The 19,514-nt window shown below is 45.1% G+C and carries 18 protein-coding genes; 13 read left to right on the top strand and 5 right to left on the bottom strand.

Features of this window, described 5'->3' with window-relative positions; translation table 11 throughout:
- Positions 1 to 72 precede the first annotated feature (72 nt).
- Positions 73 to 1,254 (bottom strand): UxaA family hydrolase, encoded by a 1,182-nt coding sequence (locus tag L2748_RS17565; RefSeq protein WP_220780437.1) that lies wholly within the window; start codon positions 1,252 to 1,254, stop codon positions 73 to 75.
- Positions 1,251 to 1,586, bottom strand: a complete 336-nt coding sequence (locus tag L2748_RS17560) for an SAF domain-containing protein (RefSeq protein WP_220780438.1) — start codon at positions 1,584 to 1,586, stop codon at positions 1,251 to 1,253. The genes L2748_RS17565 and L2748_RS17560 overlap by 4 nt, the downstream gene beginning before the upstream one ends.
- 522 nt (positions 1,587 to 2,108) lie before the next feature.
- On the opposite strand from L2748_RS17560, the gene L2748_RS17555 reads away from it, so the two are divergent.
- The 3 genes from L2748_RS17555 (at position 2,109) to L2748_RS17545 (ending at position 5,735) form a co-directional block, all read left to right on the top strand.
- The gene (locus tag L2748_RS17555) at positions 2,109 to 3,701 is read left to right on the top strand and encodes a BCCT family transporter (protein ID WP_220780439.1); all 1,593 of its coding nucleotides are present in this window, start codon (positions 2,109 to 2,111) and stop codon (positions 3,699 to 3,701) included.
- A 3-nt stretch (positions 3,702 to 3,704) separates the two neighbouring features.
- On the top strand, positions 3,705 to 4,826 hold the full coding sequence (locus L2748_RS17550) for a mandelate racemase/muconate lactonizing enzyme family protein (RefSeq protein WP_220780440.1): 1,122 nt from the start codon (positions 3,705 to 3,707) through the stop codon (positions 4,824 to 4,826).
- Between the two features lie 210 nt (positions 4,827 to 5,036).
- Positions 5,037 to 5,735 carry an SOS response-associated peptidase family protein gene (locus L2748_RS17545; protein ID WP_220780441.1) on the top strand — a complete coding sequence of 233 codons (699 nt, stop codon included), beginning with the start codon at positions 5,037 to 5,039 and terminating at the stop codon, positions 5,733 to 5,735.
- A 34-nt stretch (positions 5,736 to 5,769) separates the two neighbouring features.
- Here L2748_RS17545 and L2748_RS17540 read toward each other — a convergent pair whose 3' ends face one another.
- The 3 genes from L2748_RS17540 to L2748_RS17530 all read right to left on the bottom strand — a co-directional run bounded on the left by L2748_RS17540 (position 5,770) and on the right by L2748_RS17530 (position 9,072).
- A complete protein-coding gene (locus tag L2748_RS17540; protein WP_220780481.1) occupies positions 5,770 to 6,837 on the bottom strand; it encodes a phosphotransferase enzyme family protein in 1,068 nt (355 codons plus the stop codon).
- Positions 6,838 to 6,934: 97 nt separating this feature from the next.
- Positions 6,935 to 7,840 (bottom strand): NTP transferase domain-containing protein, encoded by a 906-nt coding sequence (locus L2748_RS17535; protein ID WP_220780442.1) that lies wholly within the window; start codon positions 7,838 to 7,840, stop codon positions 6,935 to 6,937.
- 110 nt (positions 7,841 to 7,950) lie between these two features.
- Positions 7,951 to 9,072, bottom strand: coding sequence for a DUF805 domain-containing protein (locus L2748_RS17530; protein WP_220780443.1), 1,122 nt, complete (start codon positions 9,070 to 9,072; stop codon positions 7,951 to 7,953).
- A 335-nt stretch (positions 9,073 to 9,407) separates the two neighbouring features.
- On the opposite strand from L2748_RS17530, the gene gmk reads away from it, so the two are divergent.
- From gmk to L2748_RS17480, 10 genes are all read left to right on the top strand, one after another.
- The gene (gene gmk / locus L2748_RS17525; RefSeq protein WP_220780444.1) at positions 9,408 to 10,031 is read left to right on the top strand and encodes a guanylate kinase; all 624 of its coding nucleotides are present in this window, start codon (positions 9,408 to 9,410) and stop codon (positions 10,029 to 10,031) included.
- Positions 10,032 to 10,092: 61 nt separating this feature from the next.
- Positions 10,093 to 10,377, top strand: coding sequence for a DNA-directed RNA polymerase subunit omega (gene rpoZ / locus L2748_RS17520; protein ID WP_012004474.1), 285 nt, complete (start codon positions 10,093 to 10,095; stop codon positions 10,375 to 10,377).
- Between the two features lie 13 nt (positions 10,378 to 10,390).
- Positions 10,391 to 12,496, top strand: a complete 2,106-nt coding sequence (spoT, locus tag L2748_RS17515) for a bifunctional GTP diphosphokinase/guanosine-3',5'-bis pyrophosphate 3'-pyrophosphohydrolase (protein ID WP_220780445.1) — start codon at positions 10,391 to 10,393, stop codon at positions 12,494 to 12,496.
- A 37-nt stretch (positions 12,497 to 12,533) separates the two neighbouring features.
- On the top strand, positions 12,534 to 12,917 hold the full coding sequence (locus L2748_RS17510) for a RidA family protein (protein ID WP_220780446.1): 384 nt from the start codon (positions 12,534 to 12,536) through the stop codon (positions 12,915 to 12,917).
- 87 nt (positions 12,918 to 13,004) lie between these two features.
- Positions 13,005 to 13,697 (top strand): tRNA (guanosine(18)-2'-O)-methyltransferase TrmH, encoded by a 693-nt coding sequence (gene trmH, locus L2748_RS17505; RefSeq protein WP_220780447.1) that lies wholly within the window; start codon positions 13,005 to 13,007, stop codon positions 13,695 to 13,697.
- A 262-nt stretch (positions 13,698 to 13,959) separates the two neighbouring features.
- A complete protein-coding gene (locus L2748_RS17500) occupies positions 13,960 to 15,615 on the top strand; it encodes an AMP-binding protein (protein WP_220780448.1) in 1,656 nt (551 codons plus the stop codon).
- Positions 15,616 to 15,797: 182 nt separating this feature from the next.
- A complete protein-coding gene (locus L2748_RS17495; protein WP_220780449.1) occupies positions 15,798 to 16,721 on the top strand; it encodes a calcium/sodium antiporter in 924 nt (307 codons plus the stop codon).
- 239 nt (positions 16,722 to 16,960) lie between these two features.
- Positions 16,961 to 17,665 (top strand): tetratricopeptide repeat protein, encoded by a 705-nt coding sequence (locus L2748_RS17490; RefSeq protein ID WP_220780450.1) that lies wholly within the window; start codon positions 16,961 to 16,963, stop codon positions 17,663 to 17,665.
- A gap of 84 nt (positions 17,666 to 17,749) precedes the next feature.
- Positions 17,750 to 18,844 (top strand): sensor histidine kinase, encoded by a 1,095-nt coding sequence (locus tag L2748_RS17485; protein WP_220780451.1) that lies wholly within the window; start codon positions 17,750 to 17,752, stop codon positions 18,842 to 18,844.
- Positions 18,841 to 19,437: a response regulator transcription factor gene (locus L2748_RS17480; protein ID WP_220780452.1), complete on the top strand. Its 597-nt coding sequence runs from the start codon at positions 18,841 to 18,843 to the stop codon at positions 19,435 to 19,437. The genes L2748_RS17485 and L2748_RS17480 overlap by 4 nt, the downstream gene beginning before the upstream one ends.
- Positions 19,438 to 19,514: the final 77 nt, after the last annotated feature.

Below are 19,514 nucleotides of genomic sequence, written 5' to 3'. Positions count from 1 at the left end.
TGTAGGATAAGGGCATTGCACTATTAACGATTAACAGCTAACAATTATTAACTGCTAATACGTTAAAACTGATTAGCAGCCAGGCTTAAAACGTAATACCGTTTCTAAGCGTTGGTCTTTTTGGTACAAGCTGCAATAGCTGTAACCAATCTCTTCAATATTGGTCTGCTGCCCTTGGGCAACACAGCCAACTTTGGCGACGATGCGCTCTGCAACACTTTCTACACCTTCTTCGGCGCGCATGATACCAGAAGCGTCAATATCTATATCTTCATTTAGTAAATATTGGTTACCGCTCACACGGATCACTGGCACGATAGGGTTATTGAAACCAGCACCACCGGTTGTCCATAAAATCAGATGGGCGCCCAATGCCGCAAAGTGCATACCTGCACTACCACACAAGTGTGTGGCTTCTGATAGGTAGAAACCAGCCGTGGTTGGTTTTTCATGCACCAAATGGTTTATCTGCAACACACCTTGGATTGGGCGAGTGCCGGTTTTGCTCAGTGCACCAAAAGACTTCTCTTCTAACGTCGTTAAGCCGCCAACACTGTTACCAATACTCATGGTTTCTACTTCTGCACCGTCTACGTGCCAGCGCGCTTCTTCTTCATGGATTAAACGCTCTAGCTTGTCAGCGACTTCAGGTGTTACCGCGCGCTGACGTAAAATAGTTTCGCAGCCCACAAGCTCAATCAGCTCACCGGCAATCGCGGTTGCGCCTAAATCCACTAAGGTATCAACCGCGCGGCCAACACTTGGGTTTGAGGCAATACCAGAACTGGTATCAGAGCCACCACATTTTACCCCAACCACTAGCTTAGAAATCGGCGTTTCTATTCGCGGCGCGGCATTAGCCGCTTGCTGTAACTCTTGCGCTAATGCTTTACCTTGGTTAATGGTCGCACGTGTGCCTTGCTGCTTGATGCACACCAATGAAAACGCTGGGCGACCGCTAGCGCGAATAGGCGCGGAGACGATTTCAGGATCGATACTGCCACAGCCCATAGCTAGCACCAGTACACCGGCAACATTGGGGTTATTGCCCGTATGTACCATGGTGTTGATCATCTCTTCGTTACCACCATACATACAGGTGTTGTAGTTGGTGACCACAATGCCATTATCAATGCTGTCGGCAATGGCGCGAGCTATGCCGTCGCAACATTCATCTACCGCCATAATCAATACATGATTACGAATACCTACTGTGCCGTCTGCGCGGCCAAAGCCCATAAATGTGTTCATCATGCTTGCTCAATGCCCATCTGTTTAATAATTTCTTCAATGATGTTGTCAGGAATATCTAATCGTTGGCTACGCACATTTTGCACATGGGCTAATTCGCCGCGAGGGATCGCCATAATCGCCACACCTACTGGGTAACCCGCTTTAGTAATAAGCTGCTGGTCGGCAATATCAGTTAACGCCACTTTATTACCAAAAGTAATGGCTTGTAGGCAGGTAACAACATCAATGACTTGGTTGTTGGCAGAGATAATTTCTATCTCATCGCCTTTAACGGCATCAACAAGTAGCGTGGCTACATTGTCGTTAGGGTCGAGCTGGATGGCTTTTTTCATTCTTACTAGCGATAAATTGTCAGACAATCCTACAATTTAATTGTTTTTTGCTATTTTTCAATCCATAAATCGCCATCTTGTGTGCTCAAATAGGCTTGGTTTATATGAAATGTGATGCAGCATCCACTTTGAGCGCTATCTCTTTTGCTAATAACAGCAGCTAATGCAACAACCTCGGCGACTTTGTTTGCAGCACCGTATCTCTGGCAATCACCTGTTGCGGCTTAAAAAAGGCGATGTAGGCCACACAAGTGCCGAGTTAGCAACACAAGCTATTAACAGCTACCACACTGACTCAACCTCGACTGAGAAATCACTACAGAAAGTTTAATGTTTAAGCCATCACAATGGTAAAACCACCTACGTGACCTAGCTCTTACTATTACATTTGGTAATAGCTAAATAAGCTTTTATTGTTGTCACTCTGCGCCAAACTCGCTCAAAATCCGCCCGAATAAAATTCCCTGTGTGGTTTACCTAATATACGTAAGCCGCACTTCTACCTTTTGTAAGGATGTAGTCGTGACTGATACAACAGCGACACCGGCAGCAGAACAAAATGCTCCCCAGCAATCCCCAGTTCAAAACGATAAAGTGCAAAACGACAAGCTGCTGATCTCAGTAAGCTTGGCAGTAGTATTTGCTGTTGTAATGATGCTGGTATTTAACCCAGATCAAGTGCAAGCAGCGGGTAAAACTGCGTTCGCAGCATTAACCAATACTTTTGGTTCTTTCATTCAGCTGTTTGCCTTTGCATCTGTTTGTACCATGTTGTACATCGCAACCAGCCGTTACGGCACTATTAAGCTTGGCGATGGCGCACCTGAATACACCAACATGAGCTGGTTGTTCATGTTTATCTGTGCTGGTTTAGGTTCGGCGACCATGTACTGGGCGTTTATGGAGTGGGCTTACTACTACAATGGTATTGGTCTAAACATTGAAGGCCAGAGCAACGAAGCGCTACGTACTAGCTTGTCTTACGTGATGTTCCACTGGGGGATTACCCCTTGGGCTATCTACGGTCTTGCGTCTATCGCAATGGCGTACCACTTCCACGTAAACCGCGCTAAAGGTCTTAACCTATCATCGCTAATGGTCTCTATCCTTGGCATGAAAGAAGACAGCACGGCTAGCCGTATTATGGGTCGCACGCTAGATCTTATTTTCCTATTCGCAACGTTTGGCGGTCTTATCCTAACCACTACAGTTACGGTAAACACAGTATCAACTGGTTTTGCTGAGCTGTTTGGCATGGAAAACACCTTCGCGATGAAGACGATTCTATTACCACTAATTACTCTGACATTTACCTTAAGCTCTTACATTGGTATTGCTGAAGGCCTACAAAAAATTGCTCACGCAGCTTGTGGCATGTGTTTTGTGTTTGCTGTGATTGTATTGGTTCTAGGTGACACTGGTTTTATCGTTGACTTCTTTGTTAACTCACTAGGTCTGACTCTGACTAACTTCGTTGAGATGAGCCTATTCACTGACGCGACCAATGGCGGCACCTTCAACAAAGACTGGACTGTGTTCTACTGGTTATACTGGTTCACTTACACTCCAGCGGTAGCAATCTTCGTTACCCGTATCTCTAAGGGTCGTACTATCCGTCAAGTAGTTTTAGGTCTGATTGCCGGTGGTTGTGCGGGATGTTGGTTCTTCTTCGGCGCACTAACAGGTTACTCTGTTGACGCTATGGTTGATGGTGTTATCAATGCTCCAGCACTACTAAACAGTGCTAATGGCGACATCGCAGTGGCTCAGCTAATTGCTAACCTGCCATTTGGTACCATCTTGTCAGTATTCTACTTCGTACTAATGATGTTGTTCCTAGCTTCTCACTTAGATGCGACTGCGTTTACTGTAGCGGCGGTAAGTACTAAGAACCTTAAGCAAGGTCAAGATCCAAGCCGTGAACTACGCGTGTTCTGGTGCATTATGCTAAGTCTATTACCGCTAGCAATGCTATATATCAATGCGTCGCTAGACACATTGAAAACAGCGGTAACCCTAACTGCAGCACCATTTGTAATCGTACTCATGCTATGTATGTTCGGTCTAAAGAAATTCCTATCAAACCACAAGTTTGATGACGTTGCAGAGAAATAAATCATGTTGAAAATTACCGATATTGAAGTGATCCACCTACGCGTTCCAGCAATGGATGCCGATTGTGAATGGGGTGAAGACGCCGTCATCGTTAAGGTGCACACTGATAAAGGTATCGTGGGTATTGGCGAAGCTGACTCTAGCCCACTAGTGGTTCAAGCTTGTATCGAAGCACCACAAACTAACTTCTACTGCAACGGTCTTAAGCGTCTGTTGATTGGTGAAAACGCGCTAGAAATTGAGCGTCTGTGGAACAAGATGTACTGGGGTTCTAACTACATGGGTCGTCGCGGTGCTGGCATTCACGCCATTAGCGCTATCGACATCGCCCTGTGGGATATCGCCGGTCAGTTCTACGGTGTGCCAGTACATACGTTACTAGGCGGTAAGTACCGTGAAAAAATCCGTTGTTACGGTACTTTCATTCCAGCTGACAAGCCAGAAGACAACGTAGCCGTAGTACAAAGCTTGAAAGACCAAGGCTTTACCAGTATTAAGTTTGGCGGCGGCGTGATGGGCGATGACCCAGACACTGACTACGCTATTGTTAAAGCGGTACGTGAAGCAGCGGGTCCAGAGATGGAAGTGCAGATCGACTTAGCGTCTAAGTGGCACACTTGTGGTCATTCAGCCATGATGGCAAAGCGTCTAGAAGAGTTTAACCTCAACTGGATTGAAGAGCCGGTATTAGCTGACAGCTTGATCAGCTATGAAAAGCTATCACGCCAAGTGTCGCAAAAGATTGCTGGCGGTGAGTCTTTGACTACGCGTTACGAGTTCCAAGAATTTATCACTAAGTCTAATGCCGATATCGTTCAGCCAGACATCACCCGTTGTGGTGGTATCACTGAAATGAAGAAGATTTACGACATCGCACAGATGAACGGTACTCAGCTGATCCCTCATGGTTTCAGCACTGGCATTTTGTTGCATGCTTCAGTGCATTTCTTAGCGGCTTGCGAACAAGGCACGCTGATGGAATTCTCACAGAGCAGCAGCCCACTGTTCACTAGCTTAGTGAAAAACCAACTGCAGTTCGACAACGGCTATGTAGCCGTTTGCGACAAGCCTGGTTTAGGTATCGAGCTAGACGAAGAGTTGATTGCCAAATACCGTGTGAACTAGTATCGAGAAAATCAGCATCGAGTGAACTATTCGCCCAGTGCTGGTTTAATCGAGTGACTAAATAGACAATGCCAGTAAGCTTGCTTACTGGCATTTTTATATTCTGCAATTCAAGCTTCAGCTGCTCAGCAAGAAGCCTTATCTTACTAGTGTTTAGCTTCAACAACAGCCATACTCTTAGCAACACCTTAGGCAATTAGAGACATTTCCATGTGTGGTCGACTCAATATTATTGATGACATGTTTGTACAAGCATTGATGGAAGACTTGCGGATTAAAAATCAGCAACAGATGCTGTTTGGACGCTTTAAAATGCCGACTAATGACATCAGTATTGTGCGTGAGATTGATGGCGAGCGCCGATTACAGACCGCCACTTGGTGGTTACTGCTTGAAACCGCTTACGAAGGCTTTAAGCCTAGCCGTTACACTTCATTTAATAGCCGATTTGATAAACTAAATACGCCCAATAGCGCGGGCTTTCAGCCATTTAGAGAGAGCCGATGTTTAGTACTAGCCAGCGGCTTTGGCGAAACAGAAAACAAAGGTAAAGATAGCTATTACCACGACTTTATCGCCGAGAACTCAGCGATAGCTTTTGGCGGATTATTTCGAGACTGGCAACACCCAAAAACCGGTGAAACAATCACATCTTGCTCTATTATCACTAATCCACCGCATCCTGACTTAATGCCATATCACAGCAAAGCCAGTCCGTTGATTCTGCCACAAAATAGTGAAGTGCTTGATGCTTGGCTAAACCCTGCTAACCAGCAAGTAGAGATGTTTGATGATTTGCTAAAACCGGCACTGAGGCATGACTTTACAGTGCAGCAAATAAATAAGCCGAGCCAGTATCAACCTATTGGTCAAACTGCTCGGCTTATTCCTAACGACTATTATTCCTAACGACGATTTTGCCTAGGCCGTATTAAATAAAAACCTATTTTAGGTAAGCGCTTAATGTGTCTTGCTGGTTTAATAAGCTTTGATACATGGTGAACTGATTCGCAGCGCGCTCTAGGTTGTGGCCTTGATGGTGAATTTGAAAATACACATCACCATTTAAATGGTCGGTTAAGAACCTCACACCAATCATCAAACACATGACTCTTGCACCAAGCCATAAGCTCTTGCGCTCATCATCTAAAAGCACATCACCCAGCTCGCTTAAATAACCTTTACAGATGGCACCAAAAATAGACTCTCGTACCTGCACTTTGTCTAGCGCGGTAGAGTCTTCCTCTTCTGGGCTGCAGAAAGTACGTACCATGTCACCAAAGTCATACATCAGATAACCTTTCATGCAGGTATCTAAATCGATAATAGCTAAGCTCGACATGTCACGCTTATCAAACAGCATATTGTTGATTTTGGTATCATTATGACAAATGCGTCGCGGCAGTTTAGCTTCTACGTCTTGCAGCTCTTGTAGTAAAGATTGCTGAGACAACACAAAATCAATCCATTGCTGGCAGTCTTGTGCTCGCCCGTGGCTATTATTGCTAACCGCTTGCTTTAACGCCTCAATACGCCCTGGCAAAAAATGGAAGTTAGGAATAGCGTCTTCTAGTAACTCAGCATCAAGATCGGTCAAGGCACTAGAAAAATGTCCAAAAGCTTTTGCTGCTATTTCGGCGTCAGCCTCACAACTCACCACGTCAATACTGTGGCTAAATGGCAAATAGTTAATCGCACGCCAAAAGCCATGCTCGTTAAGATCAACATACAGCTCATCATCACTGGTGCTTTCAGGCGCGACAACTTTTAACAGGTACTCGCCAGTAATGACCTTAGCTTGCAAATGCTGGCTCACTTTAAAGGCGTTATTCACCAGTGCAGTAGGTGTTTGAAAAACTTCAGTGTTAATTTTCTGAAGTACAAACTCTCGGTCTTGGCCACGCACTAAAAAGGTATGGTTAATATGACCATTTCCTAACGAGGACACTTTGGTGTCTTCCGCATTAACACCAAAATGCGACAAAACATTTTGTCTTATAAAATCAATCACCCAACACTCCAGTATTTCTGTATCTCTGCTATCTGGCATTGCGTATCCAGATGTTCCCTGCAGCTTCTTATTAAAAAAAGGATTTAACTTGCTACTATTACTGATTACACAGTGTTTGTTGTAGCTTCTCTCTCACCCAAGTCACATCTTTAGGGTAAGTCACGCCATACCAAGATTCCTTAGCAACACTGACATTAACGGTTTTGCTAGGTATTGCAGCCGACTGCTCATCGAGCCTAGCTTGCACTACCGTTGGTAAATAACATTCAGCTTTTGGATGTTGACCATTAAGCTCAAGAAAGTGATTAAACTGCTGCTCAATTACGCTAAAAATATCAGCTTTGAAGCCCCAACAAGTCATCGATACCACGGCATCTTCGGCAATCGCTAACCGCTGTTCGTTTAACGTACCCGTTAAACCTGATACTTCACAGCGAATGTCTAGCCATTCGGCAACGTCAACCAATTTTCCCGCGGCTACCTGACATAAGCCTCGATTAACGCCACCATTGTCTGACAGTGTCAGCCCTATTGGATAGGCGACCATCATCCAGTCATCATTAGCAGCAACCAAACCGTCAGCTAACAAACTAAAAGCACTGTCGCCATAAAAATCATCGGCATTAATCACCGCCATTGGGCCATGCACATGCTCTCTAGCACTCCAAAGTGCATGGGCTGTACCCCAAGGCTTTTGACGCTGGGCTAAATCAACATATTTAGCAGCACCTGCAGGCAAGTCATCCATAGATTGAATGCAATATTCACAGCTAAAGTCATCAGCCAGCTTACCCGCAAGCGCTTCATCAAGCATTGCGGTTAGTTCAGGTCGAATAACCAATACTGCGCGATTAAACCCGGCTTTGTAAGCACTTGCTAACGAGAGCTCCAACATGGTTTCGCCGTTAGGTCCCAGCTGTGCCAGTTGTTTATCGCCACCAAATCGGCTACCTAGACCCGCAGCAAGGATAACTAAAGTGAGATCCGGCTTATGGTTAGTCATTAAATTTTCACTCTCTCAAACAATCAATGCATCGCCGTGCGACAAGGCGAGGCAGTTTAATGAGTCTATTAGCTAAGATCCAGCGTAAAAATAGCACGCCTAACACTTGCCTATAGGTAATCTCTAAAAGCCGCTTCTTTGCCTAAGGCCGCTTGGCTGCCCTTGAGGCTAAAGTTATAGCCACAAAGGCTAACGTTACCTCTGCGAGCCATATCAACAACAATCGCTTCTGTATCTAAAGGAGAGAAACGTGCCTCAGTGCCAGTATCTGCAAGTAAATCAACTATCATTGGTCGATATTCGGTGCCATTGTTAAAGCGTAAACGCGAACAGGTTTTATCACCTTTAGCGGTTGCTAATGACCACAAGTTAGTTGGCGAACCAGTGTCACCAAGCCAGCGCATAATTAAGACATCGTCTTCAAGTACCAAGCTAAAACCATCAGGCATTGTAGTTGAAATACGTTTTGCTTCAGGCGCACTAATTACCTGGTTTTCTACAGCTTCAGGCTTGCTATCACTTGTCTCAGACTCTGGAAGCAAGGACCATAAACTCATAAACAACATGCTGCCAACGATTGCAGCAGCACCAATCATGGCACCTTTCTTATTGTTTCGAAGCCATTGTTCAAGCTGCAATAGAGTAAATTTAGACGGTTTTTCACGACGACGCTGCTGATAATCATTCTCTGATGGTGGCGCTTCGTACTGCACTTGAGCAGAGTCTTGATCGACTTCAACCTCTGCAGCGATAAAAGCATCATTGAGTGCAGAGTCTGCACCACCTAAGGTAGGTTCAACTCTCATGCGAGGATTGTCTTTACGCGCGGGACGTGCAACCTCAGCCATATCAACGGGACCAGAATAACCTTGAACGTAATGTGTTTTTGCTACCGCAGGCAATAATGCTAAATAGCCAATAGTCATCGCCGCCACAAGCATTAAGGTCAATAACAACATCATGCTTTGGATATGAACTAGGGTGACGAGTACCAAGAGAAAAGGTAATAAAGTCAGCAACACAAAATGCGCTGGTTTGGCGCAGTCACGCAGCCTACGTAAACTTGTTAATGCCAATACTGGCGCCAAGATAATTGCAGGGATATATAGCCCAGCGCTAGGACCAAGCAATACCACAGCAAGCATTAACGCAAAATAAACCAACCCACTAATCGATGCGAAACGTTGCGCATTATCTAAACCCGCAAAACAAAAAACCGACTTTATCTGCATACTTCAACTGACCCTACATAATTCAATATATGTTGCCGCAATCCAACTTAGGGCTTACGGCATTAGCTATTTATGCTCAGGCGAAAGCACAAAATCAAAACAAGTAGACTACCGAATTTAGTCCTCAATGTCAGTGTTTTCGGGCAATAAACTCTAGTTTAGCCGCTTTATAAACTGAGTTTAAAACCGTTAAACACAGCATTTAGATACGCAATAAATGCATCTGTGACTAGCACAAATATCACCCTAGGCTGTATAATGGCTCGCTTAATCTTTTACCCGCACGATTTGAGCTTACCGCTCCAATTAAGTGCACACATCGGATATAGCAGCTAATGACCGCTCGCGGAAACCTATTTATCGTCTCGGCGCCAAGTGGCGCAGGTAAATCATCGCTTATTTCAGCCCTGTTAAGGGATCAACCTGTAGATATGCAAGTTTCAGTTTCGCACACCACAAGACAACCACGTCCAGGTGAAGAAAACGGTCAACATTATCACTTCGTCAATCAAGACGAATTTAAGAGCCTAATCGCAGATGAAGCTTTTTTTGAATGGGCTGAAGTATTCGGTAACTATTATGGCACTTCACGTGTCACGATTGAGCAAACGTTGGCAAAAGGTATCGATGTATTTTTAGATATCGACTGGCAAGGTGCCCAACAAGTTAAAAAGCTAATGCCTGAATCGATTGGCGTTTTTATTTTACCGCCATCAAAAACAGAGCTAGAGCGCCGTTTAACGGGCCGCGGTCAAGACAGCGCAGAAGTGATTGCAGGCCGCATGGCACAAGCAGTTTCTGAGATGTCACACTACAATGAATATGACTTCGTTATCGTTAATGATGATTTCGACAAAGCATTGGCTGATTTATTAGCGATCATTCGCAGTCAAAGATTAACCTCTGCTAGCCAAATTCATACGCAGAATGGTATGATTAAAGATCTGTTGGCAGGCTAACTGTCTTCATGTACAATTTTGCGTCATTTTTTCAATCGATAAAACACTGGAGTTTCCAAACATGGCTCGCGTAACTGTAGAAGATGCCGTAAACCAAATCGGCAACCGTTTTGATATGATTCTGGTTGCAGCGCGTCGTGCTCGCCAAATCGCTGTTCAGGGTAAAGACCCTATGGTTGAAGAAGAGAACGACAAGCCAACGGTTATCGCCCTGCGCGAAATCGAACTAGGTTTAGTCACAGCTGATACTTTGGATGCCGATGAGCGCCAAACAGTTCGTGAACGTGAAGCAGCTGAAATTGCTGCTGTTGCTGCCATCGCTGAAGGCCGCAACAACGTCATATAAGGAGTAGAGTCACTTGTATCTGTTTGAAGGTCTCAAGGAGTCTGCTTCAGGTTATTTAGAACCTGAGCAGGTAGAATTACTCAAGCAGGCCTATCAGGTGGCGCGTGATGCCCATGAAGGTCAGATGCGCACGAGTGGCGAACCTTATATTACCCACCCGGTTGCGGTTGCCCGCATCCTGGCCGATATGCGTCTCGATCATGAGACGCTTATGGCCGCCCTCTTGCACGACACTATCGAAGATACCCCGGTAACCAAAGAAGAACTGGCTGAGCTATTTAGCGAGTCGATTGCTGAACTGGTTGAAGGTGTTTCTAAATTAGACAAGCTTAAATTCCGCGACAAGAAAGAAGCCCAAGCTGAAAACTTCCGCAAAATGATGATGGCGATGACCCAAGATATTCGTGTCATCTTAATCAAGCTTGCCGATAGAACTCACAATATGCGCACCTTAGGTGCTCTGCGCCCAGATAAGCGCCGTCGTATTGCCCGTGAAACCCTCGAAATTTACGCCCCAATCGCCAACCGTCTTGGTATTCATAATATTAAGAGCGAGTTAGAAGAGCTAGGCTTCCAAGCCTACTATCCGATGCGACATCGCGTACTTAAAGAGGTGGTTAAATCTGCTCGCGGCAATCGTAAAGAAATTATTCAGAGTATCGAAGCAGCAATTACTACACGTCTAGAAGATACTGGCCTACAAGGCACAGTGAAAGGTCGTGAGAAAAACCTTTATTCCATCTATAACAAGATGTGTAATAAAGAACTGCAGTTCCAAGAAGTCATGGATATCTATGCCTTTAGAGTCATTGTTGACTCTATCGATACTTGCTACCGCGTAATGGGTGCTATGCACGGCCTTTATAAGCCACATCCAGGTCGCTTCAAAGATTATATCGCTATCCCTAAAGCTAACGGCTATCAGTCACTGCATACTTCGCTTTTTGGCCCTCACGGAGTACCGGTTGAGATTCAAATTCGCACCGAAGATATGGACCAAATGGCTGATAAAGGGGTCGCGGCTCACTGGCTGTATAAGAAAGGCAGCTCAGCAGAGCAAGGCACCACAACCCAAGTGCGTGCCCGTAAGTGGATGCAAAGCTTGCTGGAACTTCAGCAAAGCGCCAGCACCTCTTTTGAATTCGTTGAAAACTTTAAGACTGAACTCTTCCCTGAAGAGATTTATGTGTTCACCCCTGAAGGCCGTATTTTAGAGCTACCAGTGGGCGCGACACCTGTCGACTTTGCTTACGAAGTGCATACAGACGTAGGTAATACCTGCGTCGGCGCTAAAGTTAACCGCCAAGCGTATCCGCTCAGTCAGCCACTTATCTCCGGCCAAACCGTTGAGATTATTACCGCTAACGGCGCACGCCCTAATGCGGCCTGGCTTAACTTTGTGGTTACCGGTAAAGCACGCGCTAAGATTCGCCAGTTACTTAAGAGCTTAAAAGAAGACGACGCTGTACTACTCGGAAAGCGCCTACTGAATCACGCTCTGGGTGAAACCAAGCTAGATGGTTTATCACAAGAACAGATAGACAAAGTTGTTAGCGATACCAAGCATGACTCGCTTAACTCGCTTCTTGCTGATATTGGTTTAGGTAACGCAATGAGCATTGTGATTGCACAGCGCTTACTTGGCGACCAGATAACGCCTGAAGATCATAAAGAAAACAACACCATGTCTATTCGTGGTGCTGAAGGCATGCTGGTTACCTTTGCAAACTGTTGTCGCCCAATTCCTGGGGATGCCGTTATTGCCCACGTGAGTCCAGGTAAAGGGCTCGTGGTACACATGGAAAGCTGTGCCAATATTCGTGGCTACCAAGGCGAGCCAGACAAGTACATTCCAGTACAATGGGATAGTGCAGAAGGCGTTGAGTATCAAGCTAACTTACGCGTTGAAATTGTTAACCACCAAGGTGCATTAGCGAAAATCACCTCTATCGTTGCCTCGGCAGGTTCAAATATTCACAACTTAACCACTGAAGAACGTGATGGTCGTGTGTTCCTGATCAACTTACGTATTTCAGTGCGTGACCGTATTCATTTAGCGAACGTAATGCGCCGGATCAGGGTGTTACCTGAAGTATTACGTACATCTAGGAATCGTTAACACACAGCATTGTAATCAGTTAATACAAGGACAGATCATGGCAGAAAAAATCATTATCGCGACCGCTAAAGCGCCACAAGCAATTGGCACTTACTCTCAAGCAGTTAAAGTGGGTAGCACGGTTTATCTCTCTGGTCAGATCCCATTAGATCCTGAAACAATGGCAATGGTAAGTGACGAGTTTGAAGCGCAAGTTGTACAGGTATTTGAAAACTTAACTGCCGTTTGCCAAGCGGCTGGCGGCTCACTTAGCGATATCGTAAAGCTGAATATCTTTATGACTGACCTAAGTAACTTCGCCACGGTTAATGACGTTATGGGCCGCTACTTTGAGCAGCCTTACCCTGCACGTGCAGCGATTGGTGTAAAGCAACTACCAAAAGATTCACTTGTTGAGATGGACGGAGTGATGGAGCTTTAATCAACCCTCACTTTATCAATTGGGCGCTACGGCGCCCATTTTGTTTTAACCCCATTATTTAATACCATACTAATTTAGAAGCCAATCATGAGTCCTGAACGTTTCGCCCGCATCAATGAGATGTTAGATAATCGCCAACCCGATCTCACCGTCTGCTTAGATACCGTACACAAGGGTAATAATATTGCCGCGGTACTGCGTACTGCTGATGCCGCCGGCATTCACGAAGTCCACGCGGTTTGGTCTGAGCTAGAAATGCGCGTATCAGGCAATACCGCTTCAGGCAGCCAGCAATGGGTAAAGACTCGCGTACATCAGAGTATGGCGCAAGCGGTTGAAGAGTTTCGCGCTAAAGACATGCAAATTCTAGCGACCACGTTTTCCGATACGGCCGTCGATTTCAGAGCGATTGATTACACTAAGCCCACTGTGATTATTATGGGTAACGAGCGCGATGGCGTGAGCCCTGAAGGAATCGCTGCAGCAGACCAGCACATCATTATCCCTATGATAGGCATGGTGCAGTCGCTAAACGTATCAGTAGCGTCCGCACTGATCATGTATGAAGCTCAGCGTCAACGCACTGAAGCAGGCATGTATGGCACCCGCAAACTCGATGAAGCTTATTGCCAAATAAAGCTATTCGAGCAAGGCCACCCGATTTATGCCAAAGCTTGTCGCCGTAAAAAGCTACCTTACCCAGCCGTTGATGAAAGCGGACAAATTGTTGCCGATGATGACTGGTGGCAAAAAATGCGGGCCCCTTCTGACGAAGAGTAAAAACTGACAAGTCAGCACTATAACGTCATTTAGTGCTGACCCATTCCCCTATCGACAACCTCTCTTCCCCCACATAAATCATTTCCTTGTCATTCGCGCCCTTTCATCACTACAACAAAATTGTAACACCCGTTTGAAAAAGTTTGTCTTAGATCACATTTTTCGCCATACTCAAGATGAAACCAGCTTATTAAACGAACGATTAAAACAACTATATAGATATAAGCTGAATTGGAATCAACTGAATCAATATGGAAATGCGATGGAATCTTCTATGAAAACACCAATTGAGATGCTTGAACATTGGGTTGAAAAACAAGGCGATCAAGTTTATCTAAAGCAGCCAATTGATGGTCAATACAAGACTTTTACTTGGCGTGATGTACAAACCAAAATGCAGCAGATTGCTGGCGCATTAAGACATCTCGGCCTCAATCCTGGCGACAAAGTTGCCGTACTTTCTAAAAACTGTGCCGAATGGTTTATTACTGACTTAGCCCTAATGCATGGCGGCTATATTAGTGTCCCTATCTACCCAACCGCTAACGCAGACACCATTCGCTACACCCTAGAACACAGCGAAGCTAAAGCGATTTTTATCGGCAAGCTAGATTACTGGGCCGATCAAGAAGCGGGCGTAGGCGGCGATATTCTACGTCTTGCTATGCCATACGACACCATGCCGTCTCAATACCACTGGGACAAGATGCTCAATATGGGTCAGCCTTTAATTGATGCACCGCTACCAACACCTGAGCAGATCATGACCATCATCTACACCTCAGGTTCTACCGGTAAACCTAAGGGCGCAATTCAGAATTTCGCTAGCTACGCATGGACCTGTACTGCGGTAGTGCGCGATCTAAAAACGGATGTTGAAGACAGACTACTGTCTTATTTGCCACTGGCACATATTACTGAGCGTGTGGCGATTCAAGGCTCATCATTCTATTCAGGCAGTAGCGTTGCTTTTGTTGAAAGCCTAGACAGTTTTGTTGCTGATGTGCAGCGCGCAAGACCGACAGTTTTCTTCTCGGTGCCACGCCTTTGGAGCCTATTCCAAAAAAATATTATCGACAAAATTGGCTACAGCAAGCTTAACTTCCTGCTAAAAGTACCGATTGTTAGTGGTATCGTTAAGCGTAAAATCCATCAAGGGCTAGGTTTAGAGCATTGTCACCTGCTGGGTTCAGGCTCAGCCCCCATTCCGCCATCATTGGTTGAGTGGTATCACAAGATTGGTTTGAACATCTCTGAAGCCTGGGGCATGACGGAAAACTGTGCTTACTCGATTATTAACCATCCGTTTGATCCTCGTAAAATAGGCTCAGTTGGTCGCGCCGTTGAAGGTTGTGAGGCTAAGCAGTCTGATGTTGGTGAATTACTGGTTAAGAGTCCAGGCTTAATGCAAGGCTATTACAAGCAAGAAGAAGAAAGTGCCAAATGCTTTGATGCGGAAGGTTTCTTCCATACAGGCGATCTTTGTTCTATCGACGATGAAGGCAACGTCAGCATTACTGGCCGCGTTAAAGACAACTTTAAAACGGCTAAGGGTAAGTATGTAGCCCCTGTCCCCATCGAGCGTAAACTGGCACAAGATCCCCATGTAGAGATGATCTGTGTTATTGGTTCTGGTCTGCCGCACCCTATCGCGTTAGTACAGCTATCAGAAGGTGCAGCTCTACAACCAAGAGAAGAAGTACGAGCCTCACTAAAAGATACTGTTGATGCGGTGAACCCACATCTTGAGTCACATGAAACTGTCGACGCTATTGTTATCGTCAGTGAGCCTTGGGACGTTGAAAACGACGTGTTGACCCCAACATTGAAAATTAAACGTCATGTACTTGAGAAGAAGTTTAGCGAGAAAGTGGATGGCACTCGCGGCGGCAAAGTTTGCTGGGAAGATGAAATTTGAACTTTTTTTGTAAAACTAGGTAAGTTATTACGGCACACTTCAAAGTGTGCCGTTTTGTTTTTGTGACAAATAATCAGCAATTAACTAAATTTAATGAGTAACACGCAGTTTTTTATTGCGCAATTTTGGAAAGAAACTATTCTTGCCATCCTTTCAAAGAAACCCAATTTATAGAGTCAACCATGTTTATTTTATTGTCGATACTCGGCGGCTTTCTAATTCTTACTGTTGGCGCAGAAGCCTTAGTAAGAGGAGCAAGCCAAATAGCCCTAAGATTAGGGCTTACACCACTTATTATTGGTTTAACCATTGTTGCCTTTGGTACCAGTGCGCCAGAACTTGCAGTAAGCGTAAAATCTGCGATTGCCGGTAATAGTGGTATCGCTTTAGGTAACGTGATTGGCTCTAACATTGCCAACATCGGCCTAATTTTAGGTATTACCGCGCTTATCCGTCCGATCAAAATTGAGTCGCAAATGGTGCGTCGTGATATTCCAATCATGATTGCTGCGTCACTATTATTCTGGAGCCTGCTACTCGATGCTGGCTTAAGCTTCTGGGACGGCGCAATTTTATTTGCATTACTAGTGGCTTACTTAACTTTCAGCTATTTCGCTGCTGAAAAGCAAACTGACGATGATGTTGAAGATACTAAGCAAAACCCAATGCTATCTGTGCTATTTATCGTTATCGGTATCAGCATGTTAGTGGGTGGCGGCATTTTATTCGTTGATGGCGCTGTTGCTCTGGCGCAATCATTTGGCATTAGCGAAGTGATTATCGGTTTAACAATTGTTGCTATCGGCACCAGTATGCCAGAGCTTGTGACTTCTATCGTGGCAGCACTTAAAGGTCAAAGCGACATCGCAATTGGTAACGTTGTTGGCTCAAACCTATTCAATATTTTGGGTATTTTAGGTGTGACTGCACTTATCCACCCAATCAGCGGCTGTGAAATTACCACTTTAGACTGGAGTGCGATGATTGCCTTTGCGGTGATCTTACTGCCTTTTGCTTACACAGGTCTGCGTATTGGTCGTCGTGAAGCTGCAATACTGGTATTAAGCTATCTAGGTTACATCGGCTACTTGGTCGCTCAAGTTTAAACGCTAAACCTTTAGTTCAAAGCTAAATAGAAATGGCCTAAAGTGCACTGCACTTTAGGCCATTTTTTTGTCCCTAATTCCCATCAGCATAAACAGCCTCTTTATAAAAAATTACAAATGTCACCCTAAACTGGTGACGTTTGTGTCTGCATTTATCTGTCGCAATCTTCAATACTAGAACCGTACCCAAGAATACCGCCCACGACCAGGGTCGGTAAAACACTCAAATGGAGATTGATATGAAAACACTATTATTCGTTACATCACTTGGTATTTCATCTGCTTTAGGTAGCCAAATCGCCAATGCTGAAAGTATTGAAAATATTGATGCCGCTGCAAACCATATGGATGTAAAAACACTGACAGATTACGCCCAACAGGGTAATGACTATAGCCAAGCTTATGCTAATTATCGTCTAGCAATCAGTGCTAATATTTTAGGCCAACCACAACTTGCCCTTGCAGCTCTAGAAGATGCCAAAGAGACTCTCGAAAGCCTAATCAGTGCCAGCAGTAATGCCGACAACCTTGCACTGCTATCATCTGTCTACGGCATGCTTATCGCGCTTGATAACAGCAAAGCCGTTACTTATGGCCCGAAAGCTGGCAAGGCAATACAACAAGCCAAGCAACTTGAGGCTGATAACCCAAGAGTCGCGCTAGTACAGGCCATTAGCGCATTTAATACACCCGCTATGTACGGTGGTAGTATGCAGCGCGCAGCAGACTTAGCGACTCAAGCCATTGAACTTTACGCCAATCCTTGCGATAACATCTGTTGGGGATACGCTGAAGCCTATACTTGGCGAGGGCTAGCCAAGCAAAGCTTAGGGGATTTAGAGGGGGCTGTTGCTGATTGGCAGCAAGCATTAACAGTAGAGTCAGACTACGCTTGGGCGCAGTTTCTTTTACAACAGAACACTCAACAAAACACCAAAAGCTAGCGGTGTAATTGAGTCAAAAAGAAAAACAGTTCGAAAATGGAGAGTGCTGCACTTAAAGCCCTCTCCAACTAAAAGGAATTAACCATGACGCAAGACATACCAAACCCAGCAAGCAAGACAGAAGACAAGTATGCATGGGTCTATCTGATCAATTTAGTTTTCTACTTTATCCCCTATTTCATTATCGATATGCCGCAGTGGCAAATTCTGCTTAGTTTGGCTGCATTAGCGCCGTTTATTTATTGCTACTTCTGGGCTTATCGAAGTAACAGCAGTCGTGCACACCTGCCCATACTAGCGATGATCGCCATTGCGATAGCTGTCACCCCAATTAATACCGGCTCGTTATCGCTATTTACCTTTGCCGCCTTTTTTATCGGTTTTTTCTACCCACTTCAAAAAGCAGCGCTGGCTTTAATTAGCCTCATAGGCGTGCTGGCATTACTCAATCTAAGCCTTAACTTTGATCATTATTATTGGGTCATTTATGGCGCAGGGTTAATTGCCGGCGTTGGCCTATTTGGTGTGATTGAGCGCAGACGTATTGAAAATCTATGTAAACAGCAAAAAAGCCAACAAGAGATCCATCAGCTAGCCACGATGCTGGAGCGGGAACGGATAGCCCGCGATCTACACGATATTATGGGCCACAGTCTTTCGTCTATCTCACTCAAAGCCGAGCTTGCCGAAAAACTATTGGCTAAGAATGATATTGAGCAAGCACAGCAACAACTAAGCGAACTCAATAGTATTGCCCGAGACAGCCTAAGCCAGATCCGCCAAACCGTATCGGGTTATAAGCATAAAGGTCTTGCCGCCAGCGTAACTAACTTATGCCAAACCTTGCGTGATAAAGGCTTAAGTGTGCAACTAGAGGGAGATATCCCTAATCTAAGTAGCGATCTCGAGACCCATTTAATTCTCAGTTTGACTGAGTTGTGCAATAACGTTATCCGCCATAGCCAGGCACAGGAATGCAGCTTAAGCTTTAGCCAGAATGAGCAACAGATTATTATTCAGATCACTGATAATGGTCAGCTAGACAATTTAGAGCAAGGTAACGGTCTCAAAGGGATCCGCGAACGTTTGCAACAGTTTCAGGGCACGCTGTCATGGGATTTAAGCCAGCAATGCCAATTTACCATTAGACTGCCACAGTCAGGAATGCCACAACGATGAAAATACTCTTAGCCGAAGATCAAGCCATGGTACGCGGGGCGCTCAGTGCATTGCTCAGTTTGAGTGGTGAGTTTGATGTGGTGCAAGCTGCCGATGGTGATGCAGCTTTAAAGTTACTGCAACAGCAAGAGTTTGACTTACTCCTTAGCGATATAGAAATGCCTGGTCTCACCGGGCTAGAGCTCGCCACTTGGTGCCAAAGCCATAAACCTGAATTAAAGATAGTCATCGTCACCACCTTTGGCCGTGCAGGTTACATTAAACGTGCGATAGAGTCTGGGGTTGGTGGATTTTTACTAAAAGATGCTCCATCAGACACATTGATTGCCGCCATCAACCAAGTCATGGCTGGCAAGCGGGTAATCGACCCGGAACTTGCCATTATGGCAATTGGTGAGCAAGATCCACTTAACGATAAAGAGCGTCGCGCACTCAGGCTAGCCGCTGAAGGCAAAAGTACAGCAGACATAGCAAACACATTGTTTATTGCCGAAGGCACAGTAAGAAATTATCTTAGTGAGGCGATGAGCAAGTTACATGCCACTAACCGTATTGATGCCGCTAGAATCGCCAAACAGAAAGGCTGGTTATGATCAGCATTAGCCATCAAATTTGCGTAAACCAATAACTCTGATAATATATGTATAAATTTACAGTGTTTGAGTGCTAA

This window comes from Shewanella sairae, from assembly GCF_023283535.1.
Taxonomy (GTDB): domain Bacteria; phylum Pseudomonadota; class Gammaproteobacteria; order Enterobacterales; family Shewanellaceae; genus Shewanella; species Shewanella sairae.
Note: the sequence above shows the minus strand (reverse complement) of the source record. Positions and strands in the feature narration are given on the sequence as shown.

Excerpts from the sequence above, each read along its gene's own strand:
- L2748_RS17530 (WP_220780443.1), bottom strand. The coding sequence starts at position 9,072 with ATGCAGATAAAGTCGGTTTTTTGTTTTGCGGGTTTAGATAATGCGCAA.
- L2748_RS17495 (WP_220780449.1), top strand. The coding sequence starts at position 15,798 with ATGTTTATTTTATTGTCGATACTCGGCGGCTTTCTAATTCTTACTGTT.
- L2748_RS17480 (WP_220780452.1), top strand. The coding sequence starts at position 18,841 with ATGAAAATACTCTTAGCCGAAGATCAAGCCATGGTACGCGGGGCGCTC.
- rpoZ (WP_012004474.1), top strand. The coding sequence starts at position 10,093 with ATGGCTCGCGTAACTGTAGAAGATGCCGTAAACCAAATCGGCAACCGT.
- L2748_RS17485 (WP_220780451.1), top strand. The coding sequence starts at position 17,750 with ATGACGCAAGACATACCAAACCCAGCAAGCAAGACAGAAGACAAGTAT.
- L2748_RS17490 (WP_220780450.1), top strand. The coding sequence starts at position 16,961 with ATGAAAACACTATTATTCGTTACATCACTTGGTATTTCATCTGCTTTA.
- L2748_RS17565 (WP_220780437.1), bottom strand. The coding sequence starts at position 1,254 with ATGATGAACACATTTATGGGCTTTGGCCGCGCAGACGGCACAGTAGGT.
- L2748_RS17550 (WP_220780440.1), top strand. The coding sequence starts at position 3,705 with ATGTTGAAAATTACCGATATTGAAGTGATCCACCTACGCGTTCCAGCA.
- L2748_RS17545 (WP_220780441.1), top strand. The coding sequence starts at position 5,037 with ATGTGTGGTCGACTCAATATTATTGATGACATGTTTGTACAAGCATTG.
- L2748_RS17560 (WP_220780438.1), bottom strand. The coding sequence starts at position 1,586 with ATGAAAAAAGCCATCCAGCTCGACCCTAACGACAATGTAGCCACGCTA.
- L2748_RS17500 (WP_220780448.1), top strand. The coding sequence starts at position 13,960 with ATGGAATCTTCTATGAAAACACCAATTGAGATGCTTGAACATTGGGTT.
- L2748_RS17535 (WP_220780442.1), bottom strand. The coding sequence starts at position 7,840 with ATGACTAACCATAAGCCGGATCTCACTTTAGTTATCCTTGCTGCGGGT.
- trmH (WP_220780447.1), top strand. The coding sequence starts at position 13,005 with ATGAGTCCTGAACGTTTCGCCCGCATCAATGAGATGTTAGATAATCGC.
- gmk (WP_220780444.1), top strand. The coding sequence starts at position 9,408 with ATGACCGCTCGCGGAAACCTATTTATCGTCTCGGCGCCAAGTGGCGCA.
- L2748_RS17510 (WP_220780446.1), top strand. The coding sequence starts at position 12,534 with ATGGCAGAAAAAATCATTATCGCGACCGCTAAAGCGCCACAAGCAATT.